The organism is Brevibacillus sp. MER 51 (assembly GCF_023714195.1).
In the GTDB taxonomy this organism is placed as follows: domain Bacteria; phylum Bacillota; class Bacilli; order Brevibacillales; family Brevibacillaceae; genus Brevibacillus.
In genome coordinates this window covers 509,524-525,587 of sequence record NZ_JAMAUS010000001.1, presented here as the reverse complement: position 1 = coordinate 525,587, position 16,064 = coordinate 509,524, and the positions used below count along the sequence as shown (strand labels likewise).

The 16,064-nt window shown below is 45.2% G+C and carries 15 protein-coding genes; 9 read left to right on the top strand and 6 right to left on the bottom strand.

What is annotated here, in order from left to right; all coding sequences use genetic code 11:
* Nucleotides 1-51: 51 nt before the first annotated feature.
* Nucleotides 52-615: an NAD(P)H-dependent oxidoreductase gene (locus M3630_RS01930; protein ID WP_251251041.1), complete on the top strand. Its 564-nt coding sequence runs from the start codon at nucleotides 52-54 to the stop codon at nucleotides 613-615.
* 66 nt (nucleotides 616-681) lie between these two features.
* On the opposite strand, the gene M3630_RS01925 is transcribed toward M3630_RS01930, so the two are convergent.
* From M3630_RS01925 to M3630_RS01915, 3 genes are all read right to left on the bottom strand, one after another.
* The gene (locus M3630_RS01925; RefSeq protein ID WP_232772970.1) at nucleotides 682-1,047 is read right to left on the bottom strand and encodes a winged helix-turn-helix transcriptional regulator; all 366 of its coding nucleotides are present in this window, start codon (nucleotides 1,045-1,047) and stop codon (nucleotides 682-684) included.
* A 105-nt stretch (nucleotides 1,048-1,152) separates the two neighbouring features.
* Nucleotides 1,153-2,664, bottom strand: coding sequence for an MFS transporter (locus M3630_RS01920; RefSeq protein WP_251251040.1), 1,512 nt, complete (start codon nucleotides 2,662-2,664; stop codon nucleotides 1,153-1,155).
* Nucleotides 2,665-2,933: 269 nt separating this feature from the next.
* Nucleotides 2,934-3,488 (bottom strand): GNAT family N-acetyltransferase, encoded by a 555-nt coding sequence (locus M3630_RS01915; RefSeq protein WP_173607755.1) that lies wholly within the window; start codon nucleotides 3,486-3,488, stop codon nucleotides 2,934-2,936.
* Nucleotides 3,489-3,771: 283 nt separating this feature from the next.
* On the opposite strand from M3630_RS01915, the gene M3630_RS01910 reads away from it, so the two are divergent.
* Together M3630_RS01910 and M3630_RS01905 are read left to right on the top strand one after the other, a co-directional pair.
* Complete coding sequence (locus M3630_RS01910; RefSeq protein WP_251251039.1) at nucleotides 3,772-4,584, top strand: MerR family transcriptional regulator; 813 nt, start codon at nucleotides 3,772-3,774, stop codon at nucleotides 4,582-4,584.
* A gap of 27 nt (nucleotides 4,585-4,611) precedes the next feature.
* The gene (locus tag M3630_RS01905; RefSeq protein WP_251251038.1) at nucleotides 4,612-5,631 is read left to right on the top strand and encodes a serine hydrolase domain-containing protein; all 1,020 of its coding nucleotides are present in this window, start codon (nucleotides 4,612-4,614) and stop codon (nucleotides 5,629-5,631) included.
* 82 nt (nucleotides 5,632-5,713) lie between these two features.
* Here M3630_RS01905 and M3630_RS01900 read toward each other — a convergent pair whose 3' ends face one another.
* Nucleotides 5,714-6,451: a MerR family transcriptional regulator gene (locus M3630_RS01900; RefSeq protein ID WP_251251037.1), complete on the bottom strand. Its 738-nt coding sequence runs from the start codon at nucleotides 6,449-6,451 to the stop codon at nucleotides 5,714-5,716.
* A 133-nt stretch (nucleotides 6,452-6,584) separates the two neighbouring features.
* On the opposite strand from M3630_RS01900, the gene M3630_RS01895 reads away from it, so the two are divergent.
* Together M3630_RS01895 and M3630_RS01890 are read left to right on the top strand one after the other, a co-directional pair.
* Nucleotides 6,585-7,466, top strand: a complete 882-nt coding sequence (locus tag M3630_RS01895) for a phosphotransferase enzyme family protein (protein ID WP_251251036.1) — start codon at nucleotides 6,585-6,587, stop codon at nucleotides 7,464-7,466.
* A gap of 337 nt (nucleotides 7,467-7,803) precedes the next feature.
* Nucleotides 7,804-8,577, top strand: coding sequence for an alpha/beta hydrolase (locus M3630_RS01890; RefSeq protein ID WP_232772966.1), 774 nt, complete (start codon nucleotides 7,804-7,806; stop codon nucleotides 8,575-8,577).
* Between the two features lie 167 nt (nucleotides 8,578-8,744).
* Here M3630_RS01890 and M3630_RS01885 read toward each other — a convergent pair whose 3' ends face one another.
* Nucleotides 8,745-10,685: a helix-turn-helix domain-containing protein gene (locus M3630_RS01885; RefSeq protein WP_229088074.1), complete on the bottom strand. Its 1,941-nt coding sequence runs from the start codon at nucleotides 10,683-10,685 to the stop codon at nucleotides 8,745-8,747.
* Between the two features lie 306 nt (nucleotides 10,686-10,991).
* Between M3630_RS01885 and M3630_RS01880 the strand changes: the two genes are divergently transcribed.
* Both M3630_RS01880 and M3630_RS01875 read left to right on the top strand, forming a co-directional pair.
* Nucleotides 10,992-12,443 carry an aldehyde dehydrogenase family protein gene (locus M3630_RS01880; RefSeq protein ID WP_251251035.1) on the top strand — a complete coding sequence of 484 codons (1,452 nt, stop codon included), beginning with the start codon at nucleotides 10,992-10,994 and terminating at the stop codon, nucleotides 12,441-12,443.
* 26 nt (nucleotides 12,444-12,469) lie between these two features.
* Nucleotides 12,470-13,360 carry an NAD(P)-dependent oxidoreductase gene (locus tag M3630_RS01875; RefSeq protein WP_173607747.1) on the top strand — a complete coding sequence of 297 codons (891 nt, stop codon included), beginning with the start codon at nucleotides 12,470-12,472 and terminating at the stop codon, nucleotides 13,358-13,360.
* A 94-nt stretch (nucleotides 13,361-13,454) separates the two neighbouring features.
* Here M3630_RS01875 and M3630_RS01870 read toward each other — a convergent pair whose 3' ends face one another.
* Nucleotides 13,455-14,084 (bottom strand): LysE family translocator, encoded by a 630-nt coding sequence (locus M3630_RS01870; RefSeq protein ID WP_251251034.1) that lies wholly within the window; start codon nucleotides 14,082-14,084, stop codon nucleotides 13,455-13,457.
* A 319-nt stretch (nucleotides 14,085-14,403) separates the two neighbouring features.
* Here M3630_RS01870 and M3630_RS01865 point away from each other — a divergent pair, with 319 nt between their 5' ends.
* Nucleotides 14,404-14,712, top strand: a complete 309-nt coding sequence (locus M3630_RS01865) for a thioredoxin family protein (protein ID WP_251251033.1) — start codon at nucleotides 14,404-14,406, stop codon at nucleotides 14,710-14,712.
* Nucleotides 14,713-14,776: 64 nt separating this feature from the next.
* The gene (locus M3630_RS01860) at nucleotides 14,777-16,060 is read left to right on the top strand and encodes a glycoside hydrolase family 18 protein (RefSeq protein WP_251251032.1); all 1,284 of its coding nucleotides are present in this window, start codon (nucleotides 14,777-14,779) and stop codon (nucleotides 16,058-16,060) included.
* Nucleotides 16,061-16,064: the final 4 nt, after the last annotated feature.

Below are 16,064 nucleotides of genomic sequence, written 5' to 3'. Positions count from 1 at the left end.
CAGAGAGCATTTTATACTCATAAAACAACAAACTTCAAGGAGGAACTTACTTTGAAAACCCTTGTAATTGTCACACATCCAAGCATCGAAACATCCGTCATCAACAAGCGATGGGTAGAAGAACTCAAAAAATATCCAGAAAAGTATACCGTACACGAATTGCATAAGGCATACCCAGATGGAAACATTGATGTGGAAAAAGAACAGCAATTGATTGAATCGCATGGGAATCTTGTTTTACAGTTCCCGGTTTACTGGTTTAATTGTCCGCCTCTCCTGAAAAAATGGCTTGACGATGTTTTTGCATATGGGTGGGCGTACGGTTCAAAAGGAGGCGATAAATTAAAGAATCGCAAAGCTGCATTAGCCGTATCTGCGGGAATAAGGAAAGAGGATTATCAGGAAGAGGGAAGGTATCGATATACACTTGCGCAAATATTGACCCCTTTTGAAACAACCTTCCGCTACTGCCAAGCGGATTATCGTTCATTCTTTGCGTATTATGGTACGGAGACAGAGTCCGGGGAAAATGTACCTGGTCAAGAGCTTGAACCGACCGGCAGCGTATTGGACAAGAGCGCGCAAGATTATTTGAAATTCATTGATAACCTGTAAGAAGTCGGAAAGAAAAAAGAAGTATTTCCTCGTTCGGGAGATACTTCTTTTCCTGTTAGAAACAATCTATGCTTGCTGCCTTACTTCCTCCCGAGGGGGCACGCTGTTTTTCTCTCCCCAGTCGCACATCATATTTAATAAGGGAATCAGAGAAAGCCCACGTTCTGTTAAGGAATATTCCACTTTGGGAGGGACTTGGGGAAATTCCTTGCGGATGATCAAGTCATCTGCCTCCAGCTCTTTTAACATCAAGCTTAGCGTTTTAAAAGAAATGGTACCGATACTTCGCTTTAGCTCATTATGCCGCATTACCTTCTTTTCAGCTAGCCAATACAAAATGATCATTTTATATTTACCGCCTATTAGAGACAATGTATATCCAAAGCCAGTGTCTTTCAGCTCCACACCAGTCGGAACACAGGTTTCACGCACGAAGTACACTCTCCTTTAGGAAGTATAGTTTGCAAATGCATATACTTCACCATACATCATGCTGCCATTTTTGGGAAGCGATGCGAGCAAGAAACCCTTGGATCTTTATGATTCGACACTCTTTTGCTGGCGCTCAAGCTTGCCGGGGCCTGCGTATAGTACAGAAAAGAAACCAATAACGGCGAAAATCAATCCCACGGTATAACCATGATTGATGGCGCTTCCTAGAGAGTGACTCAGAAAAGAATGAACACTCGGCTCAATTGTTAAAGGCTCACGCATGAGAACTTCAGGATTAAGCAGATCAGCTACTTTCTCCAAGGAAATGCCATGTAATGACGCCCCTGTGGATACGATACTCGCATAATTTTGGTTCACAACAGCAGCCGTGATCGATGCGCCGAGTACGCCTCCCATGTTTCGACAAAAACCAACGATCGAGGAAGAAATACCGATATATTTTTTATCAACCGAATGCACGATCGCGTTTTGTGCAACGCTCATTAACGGCCCGATTGCAGCAAACCCGAAAAGAATCATCAAGAGTGTTAAGAAAAAGAAGGAAATGCCAGTTGAAACGTACATAAGAAAAATAGAACTAACTACACAAGCGAGCATAGAGAACGCCATGAGAGATCGAAAGGAAAATTTTGTTTGCAACATTCCGAATACCACGGCACCTCCCGTCAAAGAGAGCATCAACGGGGTCAAAACACTATTGGAGTTCGGATATCCAAGTACGGCCACAGCGAAAATAGGCAAATAAGTAATAGCAGCAAACATGATGGCACCTTGAGAAAGACAGGCGATACAAGTCGCGACCACCATTCGGTTTTGGAAAATCTGGAAAGGAAGGATCGGTTCCTGTGCATGACGTTCTACCATAATAAAAGCGATCCCCACTATTCCGGCCAGTGCAAACAGTGAGATGATTTGCCACGAAGACCACTCATATTCTTTTCCTCCCCATTCAAGTGCCAGCATGACAGCTACAGAAGCGACGATTAATGTAACGGTACCCCAATAGTCAATCTTCGGCTTTGTATGAGAACGGGATTCTTTCAGGGAAAACAGAAGCGTTAAGAGAGACAACAAACCGATCGGAACATTGACATAAAAGCACCAACGCCACCCCAGGTAATCAGAGAGCAAGGTCCCGACTTGAGGGCCGGCGATAGAGGAGAGGCCAAAGATTCCGGCAAACACGCCAGAGATTCGTGCCGTATATTTCGGATCAGAGGATAGCGTAAACAGGATTGTGAAAGTAATCGGAAAGAGCGCCCCTGAACCAATTCCTTGAAGGGCACGAAAAGCAATTAGCTGTTCGATGCTTTGGGCAACCCCACACAGTGCCGAGCCAATGAGAAAAATCGTAATCCCTAGTAAGTAAAACAACTTGCGCCCAAAAAGATCGGACATTTTCCCGAAGATGAGCATCGTACTGGTCGCGGCTAAGACGTATGAGGTGAAAACCCAGCTCATGCTTTCAAAGCCACCGATATCTTTAATAATGTGACTAATAGCCGCCGAAGTGATGGTATTGTCGAGGGAAGACATCAGTAAGCCCAGTGCCATTGCAATGATAATGAAGCGATTACGTGTATCGGATCGTGACATAAAAAGCGAACTCCTATCTCTTTTTTCTATTTATCTAGCAAACTTCGCTACAAGACTATTATTTGTGCATTCGTTGCCAATAAATAGGGAAAGAACAGTTGCAAATCAAACTTTACCTCGTCGATGAATTGTACAGAAAGTGCAGTCAATCTTACCATCTACCCTTACCAATCAAAATAGCGGTAGCCATGGACCAGAAATAAAGTCCTTGTCTACCGCGATTCATTGAACGATCATTCCGATAGTTGAAAAGTGCGGAGGATTACTTTTTAATCAAGCATGAGATACCAGTAAATTGCTACCTCATCACTATCTTTGTCAAGCCCCCTGTAGACGTAGGAATCGAAACCTCCGATGACAAAACCACAACTTTCGTAGAATTTACATGCGCGGACATTATTACTTTGTGTCTCCAGCATGATTCCCGTCATCCCGCCATCCTTCGTCCAGCGTATAGCCTGTTCGATTAGTTTTTTACCGAGACCGTATCCTCTATATTGCTTATCAACTTTAATATCTTCCACATAGGCAAATTTGTTCCAATTTCTTTTCAAAACAATTTGACCCACAACTTGATTATTCACGAGCGCTACATAAATGATTTGATGGGGATTGCCGATATAGTTCGAATAATCCTCAACAGTATCTTCCTCAAGCTGTTCATCATCGTAGCTTTTATTCCTAAGAGGGACCTCCTTCACCGTATATCCGATTCGCTGTCCCATAAGTTGTAAGACAAGGGTAGAGTCTACGATAAAGCTCCCATCAATGTTTGAACCACAATCATCGTCCCCAGCACGCAGTTCCCTAATGAAAATATCCATATTCGTCCTCCTCTATTTTTATAGGGTGAGAATAGAGATATTAGGGGGACCACGGACTTAACGGAATACATATTGCTCCGTCATTTTCAGAACCTCCTGGTTTTATTTAGCATTTACGATTCACTAGATCATTGTACAATCATTGCTTAGCAGGTGCTAGCAGTTTGAGAACAAAGTCAGATTCGAGCAGGTTGCCGGAGAACGGCTCTTGCAGTTGACTTTGCCCTAAGGGGAAGGGGTATAAGTAGAATATCGATACAGATTGAGCAATGGAGGTGAGCCTGTGCTAGCAATCGGAGAGTTCTCAAAGATATGCGGAGTGTCAACGAAAACGCTTCGTTATTATGCCGAAATTGGACTAATGAACCCAGACGAGATTAATCCTGAAAATGGCTATCGGTATTATTCTATCAAGCAACTGACAAAGATGCTCTTCATCAACCGTTTGAAATCGTACCATTTTTCGCTGGACGAAATCAAAGCCATTCTGGAAATGGAAGATGATCAATCGGAAGAAAAGCTTGTCTCCGCTCTTCTTCGCAAACAAAAGGAAATGTATGAAAAACGAAACGCTTTGGACTATACCATAAAACAACTGAACCATGATCTTTTGAAAATGGCGCAGGGGATCCCCATGATGGCATACCTTGACAACATAGAAGTACAGCTTGTGGAGACCCAGCCAATCCATATTCTCTCGTTACGCCAGATGCTGACGAGTGCTGATTATGCAACAGGATATGGAAAGTACTTTAGTAAGCTGTATGAAAGGGTTGCGACTGAAAAGCTTAACTTGCTCGGTACACCAATGACGATTTATCACAGCCCTGAATACAATCCCGCCGGAAACGATACAGAGTTTGCGCTCCCGGTCGCGGAGGCTGTAAAGGGAACAAGGGATTTTTCAGGGGGACTTTGTGCAAAGTCTGTCTGTCAGGGTCCTTACTCAGAATTGACATCGGTATATGCCAGGTTGAGGGAATGGGTAGAAAATGAAGGCTATGAATTGGTGAGATCACCTTACGAAGTCTATGTAACCGCACCCGATCATGCCAGTGTTGTTACAGAAGTGTATTTTCCAGTCAGAAAAAATTGACATTCTCTTGCATAGGAGGGAATTATCATGCAAAGAAGCGATTGGCCTACTACAGAATGGCAAGCAGGAGACCCGGCCGTGTTGAACATAGACGCTGAAAAACTAGCAGAGCTAGACCCTATCATTAAAGCCTCGTACAGCAACATAAAAGGAATCGTTGTTGTGAGAAATGGTTATCTCGTCTATGAAAGCTATTTTCATGGCTATGAACCGAAAGATAGGCACCATGTAGCGTCTGTAACGAAAAGTATTCTATCCGCTCTCATTGGTATTGCTATAGAGGAGCGGTTTATCAAAAATGTCGACCAAAAGGTGCTGGATTTTTTCCCAGACTATGCACCCAATCATACCGATACACAAAAACAAGCAATCTCCATACGCCATCTCCTCACGATGACAGCCCCCTATCCTTTTGAGGACTGGCACGAACCACTGGACAAGATGTGTATGCAGTCCGATTGGGTAACATATACCCTGGATATGCTCGGGCAAAAGGGAGAGATTGGAGCGTTTAAGTACTCGACCGCTGGAGCGCATCTGCTTTCAGCCATCCTTACACGCAGCACAGGTAAAAGTGCCAGAGAATTTGCCAACGAACACTTGTTTAAACCCATCGGCATAGAAGAAATCCCTGATCATGATATGAAAGCGTTTGGGTTTGAAGATTTATTCGGGAATGATGTGAGAGGGTGGGTAAAGGATCCTGACAACAACTCCACAGGAGGATGGGGGCTCACGTTAACTCCCCGTGATATGGCACGTATTGGCTTGCTCTATCTGAATCGCGGCTGTTGGGACAATCATCAGATCATTCCAGAGGCTTGGATAGATGAATCAACCGCGATGAATCCCAATCAATACGGCTATTTATGGTGGTTGCGTGAAGAGGACGGTGTTTTTTCATATGCTGCACTGGGCGATGGCGGTAATGTTATCTGTTGTATCCCAGAAAAAAACCTCGTCGTAGCCATTGCTTCAGCATTCATGCCGAATTCTCGTGATCGATGGACACTGATCAAGGAGCATATTAGCGGGGCGGTAATCTAAGGCATCAGATAGGAATGGAAACAATGAACCGGGGAGTTGCAGCTCACCCGGTTTCACTGTTAAACGATCGTTTAACTACACTTTACTTGGAAGCGTAATTTTCGGCAGCAATGCAAATGTAGTAGCTTAATCCCGTTTGCTGTTCTTCCAACATCGCGCGGTGGAACTCATCTGATAGGAAAAATCTTGCCTGCTCGGCAAATGCTCTCGCATCAATCGGATGGTCTTTTTGTAAAAAAGCAAGATGGTTTTCAATCGCAGAAACAACAGCTTCGTCGTCGACACTTTTGTTGTTTTTCAACGCCTCTGCCATAAACGTCATGAAAGCCTTCGCTTCTTCAGCTTTTTCATTCAGGGAAACCACGTCGAGATTCTCTGTATCCAACTGAAAATCGTACGCTTTCTGCAAATGCTCATTTTGTTGAGTGAATGCCTGCTTCCATTCTTCTTCATTCAATCCATCAAACATGTTCGCTGTGGACATATTTCCTCGCTTCCTTTCGTGTCGAATCGTTTCTTCGAGAGTATTCAAGATGCGCTCCAAGCGTAGCTGGCGTGCCTTTAACATCGTTTGCTGCTCACATAAACACCGAAGTCTGTCTGGCTCGTGATCAAGTGCAGCTTTAATGCTGTCCAACGAAAAATCAAGCTCACGATAAAACAAGATTTGTTGTAACCGCTTGAGTTCATTCTCACCGTAATAGCGGTACCCATTTTCTGAAACGGTTTCTGGCATCAGCAAACCAATCTTTTGATAGTGATACAGAGTCTTGATTGTGGTACCAGACAGTTTAGCTACATCATTAACGGTATACAACATGGCGATTTACCTCCTGAAGTCGAGTTTGCAGTCTGACCTTAGGTTGGAGTCAAGCGAAAAAATGAAAAGAGGAGGATGGCGAAAATCAAACGAATGTAAGCGTATGATCCATTTATTGGGTGGAGGGATTCGCATGACGAAGTTGTTTCACTTGGATTCTGAAAATGACATCGAGAAGGTAGTGGCCCAGTCACAGCAAATCGCACAAAAAGCGATGCACGAATACGACTTGGATTGGCAACACATTCGATTCAACCAACTGTCCGACACTTGCACGTTTGTCATTGAAACGGAGAAGGATGGGAATTATTTACTCCGCATTCACGGGACCACGAACAGAAAGGAAATAGATTCCGAGCTTGCTTGGCTCAGTTATTTGCATGAAAAAATAGAGGTCGAGATTCCAACGGGAATAGATTGCCGCAATGGTTCCAAGACTGTGAGCATCAAGCTCGCAAATGGTGAATGTGTCTTCGTATCCGTCATGCGTTGGGTCAAAGGGGAGCATACAGATAAAGAACTGACCGAAGAACAAGTTTACAAAGAGGGTGTCTTATTAGCAAAGCTTCATACAGTATCTCAGCATTTCCAATTGACCCCTGAATTGGCTCGTCCGATCTGGGGAGTGGATAGCTTCAAGCACGCTATGACTCGTTTGACAGAGCATTACCATCGGTTTCTGACAGATGAAGAATTCGAGCTATATCAATTGGCAGCGGATAAGGTACTCACTTGTCTTGGAAAATTGGACAAAAATAGCAGCCACTATGGAATGATTCATGGCGATTTGCACCAAGGTAACATCGTTTTTCACAACGGAGATCCTCGGCCGATTGATTTTGGAAGATGTAGGTTTGGATACTATCTTTATGATATCGCCCATACCATTTTGGGTCTATATCCTGCCCAAAGAGAGCTAGTCGTAAAAGGCTTACGAGAGTTTGCGGAAGCTAGAAGGCGACTGGCTCCCTACTCTCGAGAGCTTCACGGTGATGGTCATGATCGAAAATTATAGTCATCATGCTCCTGACCCCAGGGAAACCGAGGGGCTAAAAGAGGAACAGCCCTATGCAATACCGATCATCCAAAACTATATGAACGGTAAGCCGTTTCTTTTTCCTTCATCGCACTAGCAAAAAAGGCGACGGAAGCCGAATATCAAGCCACTATTTGAAATGGTTTTATGTGTTGGAATTGAGAAATTTAATAGGAAACAGTTAAAAGTTATGAAAAAAAACAAATAATTACAATAATGCGTTGACAGATAAAATGCTTGGGGGTAAATTTTGGTAAAGAATTTTTTAAAGTAATTTAAAAAATCGTAATCCAGAAGAATAAACGGAGGCAAAGAAATGATAGTAAGGGGTAGTGTTTTTTCTAGTATGCTAGAAATGGAAACCGGAATAACGGTTATTATTCCAAACAAATTTAATATGGAGCAAAATTATCAAGTGGTATATCTGCTTCACGGTCTTTGCGGAAGTAATGGTGATTGGGCAAATTATACGATGTTGCCTGTTTACGCAAATGACTATAATGCAATATTTGTAATGCCGGAAATTTCCAGAAGTTTTTGTTCGGATATGAAATTTGGATTTAAATATTTTAGTTACATTTCCGAAGAATTGCCAATCATATGCAAAAGTGTCTTTAACATATCTTCAGAAAGAGAGGATACGATAATTATTGGTGATTCAATGGGAGGATATGGAGCTTTGAAATGTGCATTGTCAAAACCAGAGCAATATGGTTATTGTTGTGCATTTTCATCACCGTGCTTGTTTTTAAAGGAGGATTTAGATGAGCATGGAGAGATTGAAAAATTCAGAATGGTTTATGGAGAACAGATGCTCAAGGATTTTCAAGGGATTTTAGGAGGGGACTTGGAGTGGAGTGAAGAGCATGAGATATTGGACTTAGCTAACAAGATCAAAGATCAGTCAGTCAGACCTGAAATATATATCGCATGTGGAACTGAAGATTTTTTGCGTGATAGTAATGTAAGATTCAGCAATGAAATGCGGAATCTTAACTTTGACATTGAATATGAAGAATGGTCTGGCAATCATGACTGGTATTTTTTCAATGAAGCGTTACAAAAAGCATTAAAGAAAGTTTTGAAATAATTTGAAGTGTTATTCTCATCAAAGCCTCGGCACTTTAATAAAGAAATTTACATAAGATAATTATGGTAAACAAATATTCAAGGACACGTAAGCAGACTTTGCTAACAAAAAAGGCAGCGGTAGTCTAGGACTTTTTCTCGTCCGAAGCTACTCCTGCCTATTTGAGTTTATCCTTCCTGTCGCAAATGACAAGCGAGCTGTAATTTCAGCAAGTCTTCGGGATTTCGCAAATCAATATGAAGAAGCTCCTCAACTTTGCGCAATCGCTGATACAGCGTATTGACGTGAATGTGCAGCTCTTTGGCGGTCAGTTGAGGGGATTGACTGCATTTCATATAAGTTATGATTGTCTGTTCCCATTCCTCATATTTTTCCGGGTCTTCCCAGAAAGGGGCAAAGACATCTTGAATGAATGCATCAATATCGGCCTGACTCTGGTTCAGCATGAGGCGATTGACACCAAGGTCTTTGTAGTGCACCACACCAGAACGGCTGCGGTTGGTCAGGTAGTGAGCGGCTTTCTTGGCTTCCTCGTAGCTTTTGCTGATTTGCTCAATCCCGCTTGCCAAACTTCCCACACCAATGGATAACGATGCTTCTTTGCCAAGATCCCATTCATAGGACGCTTGTTGCAGCCTCTCCCGGATGTCCTTTCCATCTCGAGAGCCGAAAGACCGGACGAGGAGGGTGACATGGTTATGGAATCCATAGACAAACATCTGTGTTTTACTAAACTCCCATTTCCAACGGGTAATGAGTCGGTGAATGTTTGCTTCTAGCAATGCCAGGTCTTGGCACTGCGTCAGATGGGCATAAACTACGTAGTATTTTGCTTGCGGCTGTAACCCCATCGAACGGGCGCGGTCAACCAGTTCATTGCCTTTGCTTGCGATCAGTTCTTGAAAAAGATCGTGTGCACGTTTGTACAGCACGGAGCTGATCGATTGCTTTTTTACCAAATCGAGTATGAGCACAGCACTCCCTTGCTCGACTGTCATACGTGCGAGATCAGATAGTCCGCGTTCGTCCAAGGGAATCATGAGACATCCGAGAAAAATGCTCCCATTGATTAGTGGATACAAACAAAATAGTTGATCGTCACCCGAAGCGGGAGAGAACAAGGTGACAGAAACAGGCTGTCTTCTTTTGTTCAGCAACGTATACAGTTCATCCCAGCTAAAAAATATCATACTCTTTTCAGGATACATTTTTTGCTCAAGCCAGTCGGCAAAATGGATGGAATGTCCGGTCATTTTGCTGAGGTTTTTTACGATTGTTTCGGCCCCTTTATTTTGCAAGGACAACTGCTTGATAGATTCATGGATATGGTTGCGTTGTATCAAATCATCGTGCTTGGCTTGCAGTTGAGCTCTCATGGCAGCCATGTGGTCATACGCTTGTTTGACTTCAGCATAGAGCTCGGCATTTTGCAGGGCGATGGAAGTTTGGTCTGCGAAGCCTTGGAGGAGGTCAAGGTCGTACTCGGTGAACACATTTTCCTGATGAAACTGATGCAGGACCAGTACACCAATACGCTTTTCTCCACGTGATATCGGAACACATAACAACCCATTCAAGTCACGCAATGCTTTGGCGTGGTTCAGAGAGTGAAAGTTGTCAGCAGAGATATCCTTCATCGCATGGGCTGTTTCTTGGTTGGTTCTGTACATGCGTGGGATTCCGTCTTCGAACACTTTGCCCGCGATGGATTCTCCCACCCGCATTTTGAGATCCTTGAACACCGTATCGTGAAAACCGACGGCCTCTTTCGGAATCAATCGGTCGATCGTGGGATCGTACAAGTGCAGGAGGCCTGCGTCTGCAGCCGGAATAACAGCCAGTGCATTACCAATGATGCCACGGATGATTTGGTGAACGTCGAGGGTAGCAGATATGGAACGAATTCCTTCAAAAAGTTTCTTGCTTTCCTTTGCTTTGGCTGTCATTTTTTCTTCTGCCATCAACAGGCGAATGCCGAACCACAATAGTTCCCATTGGTCAGCGGTAAGAATGATGGGTTCGTTTGTTGTATGTGCAAGGCAAATGACGGCTTGTCCTTCGTTTTCGTAGAAAAAACGGTATTTCTGTTGGGCATAGGTATAACGCATGTGGACAGCATCGTTGTCACAGGGAGGTACTGTCAGAGGGGGAATATTCGTGGTGGCGTTTTCATGAAAAGAGGAGAAAACAAGCCGAAAATGTCGATCACGCGAAAATTGGAACCAGATCGAAAAGGGCTGATCGCCAAACCATTCATGTAATTTATTAAGCAGGAGCGAAAAAGAATTCATCCACGTGTCCTCCATGTAGAGAAATACACATTTATAGTTGGAAATAAGTGTCTGTGTATACATTGTATTCATAATTTTTGCTATATACAATACTTCTATAAGACGCGGAAGGTGGGAGACGATTTGACAGCAACCTACAATAACTACATCGCTGGAGCTTGGGTTACGAGCCATACTGGACAGGTTTTCCCTAGCACGAACCCTGCCAATACGAATGAGGTTCTCGGTTATTTTCAAAAATCGGACGGGCTGGATGCGCGTTCTGCGATTGAAGCTGCTGCCAATGCTTTTGGTGAATGGTCGCAAAAATCGGCTCCCACACGTGGAGAGTTCTTGTTTTCCCTCATTCACTTATTGGAAAAACACAAAGAAGAGCTCGCAGAAACGATCACCCGTGAAGTAGGAAAAACATTGCGAGAAGCGAGAGGCGAAGTTGCCAAGACAATCACTTCCATGAAGCAGTTGACCGGGGAAGCCACACGCTTGACGGGTCAAACGGTGCCCTCCTTTGATGAACGGGTAATTGGTTACACGGTGCGAGAGCCAATCGGGGTTTTCGCGATCATTGCCCCATGGAATTTTCCGCTGGGGATTGGCTTGTGGAAGATCGTCCCAGCCATCCTCGCGGGCAATACGGTTGTATTCAAACCAGCGAGCAACACCTCCTTGATTAGCGTAAAGCTGGTACAGCTCCTGATTGAAAGCGGCGTTCCCAGTGGCGTTGTGAATTTGGTAACAGGACCGGGTGCGATAATCGGGGATGAATTAGCGAATCATCCACTGGTCAAAGGGATCTCATTTACGGGTTCTTCTGAAGTGGGACTTGCCTTGGGGAGGGCAGTTGGAGCCAGAGGAGGCAAGATTCAGGCGGAGATGGGCGGGAAAAATCCGGCGATCATACTCGCGGACGCCGATATTGACCTCGCTATCGATTCCATCGTATTGAGTGGATTCTTCGATAATGGCCAACGCTGTACGGGGACAAGTCGTGTATTGGTTGTTCCCGAAGTAGCCGAACAAGTAAAAGCAAAACTGATCGAGCGGGCGAAGGGCTTGAAAATCGGGAATGGTTTCGATCCAGACAATCATAACGGTCCAGTAGTGGACGAGCATCAGCTCAATTTGTATCTTCATTATGTACAGAAGGGCATCGAAGAAGGCGGCGTAGTGGAATGCGGGGGTAAGCGCCTTGTAGATGGCGATCTCGCCCAGGGCTATTTCGTTGCTCCGACGGTGTTTACCGGCATCACGCAGGAGATGACGATTGCCAACGAAGAAATTTTTGGCCCTGTGATTGCCGTGATCGATGTGGATTCTTTCGAACATGCTATGCGAGTGGCTAACCAGGTGGAATTCGGCTTGTCCTCCACGATTTTTACGAACGATTTGCAAAAAGCGTTCCAATTTGTCAAAGGCATTCAGTCAGGTGTCACGCATGTCAATATGCCGTCGACTCATTTTGAATCACAGTTTCCGTTTGGCGGCAAAAAAATATCTGGGTTGGGTCCGAGAGAGCAAGGGGAGTCAGCGCTCGATTTTTACGTCGAGACAAAAATAGTTTATATTCGGCCATAAGTATAGGGAAAGCAGGAGGAGCGAAGATGGAAGCGATTGGTGTTATCGGCATTGGTGCAATGGGCAAAGGGATGGTCTGCAATCTGTTGCAAAAAGGCTACCACGTGTATGCCTATGATCCAAGTCCGGCAGCAAAAGCCTGGGCGAAGGAAAAAGGAGCGACGGTCGTAGAGTCTCCACTGGCAGTGGGTAGCGTAGCACGTGTCGTTTTCACTTCGCTTCCAGGTCCTGCGATTGTCGAGGAAGTCATGCTGGGTGAGGACGGACTTTTCTTATCATTAGGGGCCGGTAGTTTCGTATTTGATACAAGTACGATCGATCCTGCCACGGCAAAACGTCTGAATCAGCATGGCGTAGGTAAAGGGATCTACTACTATGATTGTCCGGTGAGTGGAGGACCCGCGGGCTCTGCTGCCGGAACGTTGACCATTATGGTTGGCGGTGATGAGGCAAAGCTTCCGGAAATCATGGACTATCTCAGGGCGATTGGGAAGGAAATTTTTTATCTGGGGGAATCCGGCTCCGCACAGGTGGCGAAGCTTTGTCACAACTCTGTCGTTGCAGTCATTACAGCAGCGTTGGGCGAGGCGTTCAGTGTCGGGGCAAAAGCTGGCGTTGATCCACACAAGCTGGCAGCTGTCATGGACAAAGGCTCTGCCCACAATCGTGTGCTCTCCGTTTTTGGGCCGAACATCTTGTACGGTACGTATGAAAATACCGTCTTTTCCTTGGATCATATGCACAAGGATTTACAGCTATATGCACAAACCGCACGTGAACAGCAAGTGCCTGTTCTCGTTGGAGGCACGGTTGCGCAAATGTATGCGGCAGCCAAAGCACAAGGCAAAGGGAGCTGGGATTCGAGTGCGGTCTGTACCGTGACCGAGGAGCTGGCTCATACAACGATTGCGCGTTAAGTGTTGAGTTTGACGAAAGAGAAAGTAGACTACGGCAACTATTGCTGTAGTCTACTTTTTTATGCAGGCTCTTATTGAATGAAAGTATGGATCACTATCTGCGATCAAAAGCAAGACTCGCAGCAAGACCTGTCAAGACACTTGCCATGAGCCAACGCTGCACGCGCAGCCATGTTGGGCGTGTGCCAAACCACATAGCAACTCTGCTTGCTACCAGAACAATAAGCAGGTTAACGGTAAAGCTGACGGCTATTTGTGTGAGGCCTAAAGTAACACTTTGCAGGAGCACCGATCCCCGCGCAGGATCTACAAACTGAGGCAAGAGTGAAACATACAAAATTGCAATTTTGGGGTTCAGTAGATTTGTCATGAATCCCATCAAAAATAACTTTTTCGGTGGTTCAATCGAAAGAGTATCAGGCTTGAGAATGGAAGCTGCACCCGGTTTGACCGCATTCCAAGCGAGCCAAAGCAGGTACACAGCTCCGACCCATTTGACTGATTCGTAAATAAACGGAACCGTTATGAAAAGAGCAGAGAGGCCGAGCATGGTTGCAATCATGTAAATCACGAATCCAAGTATGACACCAAGAAGTGAGATGACTCCAGCTTTGCGACCTTGAGAAATGGTACGAGAAATGAGGTAAATCATGTTAGGGCCCGGAGAACAAACCATGCCGAGCGAAACAAATAGAAAGGCAATAAGAGTACCAAAGCTCACCAATTTACATAACTCCTCTCCGTGGTTTTGTTCATTTTTGCACAAGAGTGCTCAATCACATACAATGCTTCGAACGGATGGATCACTGTCGGGTTGCTATAGCTATAGTACATCGCCGGGTCGAAATTAAACAGATTAAGTGTAAAAACAGGCAAACAGAAGAAACGCTCTGACATTATCTTTTTGATCATGAAACAAATAGCTGAAAACATTCAATTGGCTATCAATTTTTACGAAGCCTGTGCATCACGCTGTTGACATCCACAAACAGTGGGTCTAGCGTGAATGATCATGTCCGATGAGATAGAAAGGAGTGAACGACTTGCAAGAACTATCCTCCATAGAACTGAACCAATACCTGCAAGAAAAGGAGTCGGTCGCTCTTTTTGTCTATACACCGATGTGTGGGACCTGCAAGCTTGCAGCACGTATGCTCGGCATCATGCAAGAAACATTGCCTACCGTCCCTCTGTATCAGATCAATATTAATACGGCACCAATTTTGGCAGAACAATGGCAAGTAACCAGCGTACCCGCCTTGCTGATCTTTTACAAAAATCAATTGTTAGACCGCCATTATGCCATCCAGTCCGTTGGATTTTTATACGATGTATTGAAACCTCTGGCCTAGACATACACCTATTTCCTTCGCCATGAATATGACAAAGAGAGAAGAAATGCGAAGGAGGGGGCGTATGCAAATCCACGTGGTGGAAGAAGGACAAACCTTAGCGAGCATCGCCGAGACGTACGGAACGACCCCGGAAGCGATCAATAAGGCGAATGAATTGCCAGACCCCGATAAACTGGCAACCGGACAGGCGATGGTGATCCCGATTGTAGGAAGCTACTATTGGGTCAAACGAGGAGATACGTTGTATACAATCAGTCAGCGAAATCAGATCAGCGCAGCAGAGCTTGCTCGCGTCAATGGGATTTCTCCCTATAAACCGCTACAAGTCGGGCAAAAGCTATATATCCCGCCTCGCCCTAGACGAGCGGCTGATTTCAATGCGTATGTGGAACCGCGCCGTACAGTCCCACCCGCGATGGAAGCGGATGTTCGGACGGCTGCCCCTCATCTTACGTATTTGGCACCGTTCAGCTTTCGTATCAAACGGGATGGAACTCTCCAACGACCAAATCTGAACAATTTTCCGGCGATCGCAAAAGAAAACCAGGTCCTACTGATGATGGTCGTGACGAATTTGGAAAAAGGTCAGTTCAGCACGGAATTGGGCGCACTCATCCTGAACGATCAAGAGTTCCAGAACAAATTGTTGGATAATATTCTCGCGACCGCCCGGGAGCTTGGAATGGGGGATATCCATTTTGATCTGGAGGCTTTGCCTACAACAGGTGCAGAAGCGTACGCGAGCTTCTTGCGAAAAGCAAGGGATCGTATACATGCAGCGGGGTTGATGATGTCTGTTGCGCTCGCGCCGAAGACGAGTGCTGTGCAAGCAGGCAAATGGTATTCCGCCCATGATTACAAGGCGATAGGAGCGCTTGCCGATTTTGTCGTGATCATGACGTATGAATGGGGCTATAGTGGTGGTCCTCCCATGGCGGTTTCTCCGATCGGACCGGTGCGGCGTGTCTTACAGTACGCCATTACCGAAATACCAGCCCAGAAAATTTTGATGGGCCAAAATCTGTACGGATACGACTGGACCTTACCGTACGAGCGAGGGACGACAGCGCGTGCATTGAGTCCACAGGCAGCGATTGCACTGGCTTCCCAGCATAATGCCGTCATCCGGTATGACTATCGCGCGCAGGCTCCGTTTTTTACGTACACCGATAATCAAGGTAAGCAACATCAGGTGTGGTTTGAGGATGCACGGTCGATCCAAGCCAAGTTCAATCTGGTTAAACAGCTTGGTTTGCGAGGCGTCAGCTACTGGAAGCTCGGTTTGCCATTTCCGCAAAATTGGCTGTTGATCGAGGAGAACTTTCGCGTCCGCAAGCGTGCATAGTCAT

Excerpts from the sequence above, each read along its gene's own strand:
- M3630_RS01905 (WP_251251038.1), top strand. The coding sequence starts at position 4,612 with ATGCAAAGAAGCGATTGGCCTACTACAGAATGGCAAGCAGGAGACCCG.
- M3630_RS01890 (WP_232772966.1), top strand. The coding sequence starts at position 7,804 with ATGATAGTAAGGGGTAGTGTTTTTTCTAGTATGCTAGAAATGGAAACC.
- M3630_RS01900 (WP_251251037.1), bottom strand. The coding sequence starts at position 6,451 with ATGTTGTATACCGTTAATGATGTAGCTAAACTGTCTGGTACCACAATC.
- M3630_RS01885 (WP_229088074.1), bottom strand. The coding sequence starts at position 10,685 with ATGCGTTATACCTATGCCCAACAGAAATACCGTTTTTTCTACGAAAAC.
- M3630_RS01915 (WP_173607755.1), bottom strand. The coding sequence starts at position 3,488 with ATGGATATTTTCATTAGGGAACTGCGTGCTGGGGACGATGATTGTGGT.
- M3630_RS01920 (WP_251251040.1), bottom strand. The coding sequence starts at position 2,664 with ATGTCACGATCCGATACACGTAATCGCTTCATTATCATTGCAATGGCA.
- M3630_RS01895 (WP_251251036.1), top strand. The coding sequence starts at position 6,585 with ATGACGAAGTTGTTTCACTTGGATTCTGAAAATGACATCGAGAAGGTA.
- M3630_RS01860 (WP_251251032.1), top strand. The coding sequence starts at position 14,777 with ATGCAAATCCACGTGGTGGAAGAAGGACAAACCTTAGCGAGCATCGCC.
- M3630_RS01875 (WP_173607747.1), top strand. The coding sequence starts at position 12,470 with ATGGAAGCGATTGGTGTTATCGGCATTGGTGCAATGGGCAAAGGGATG.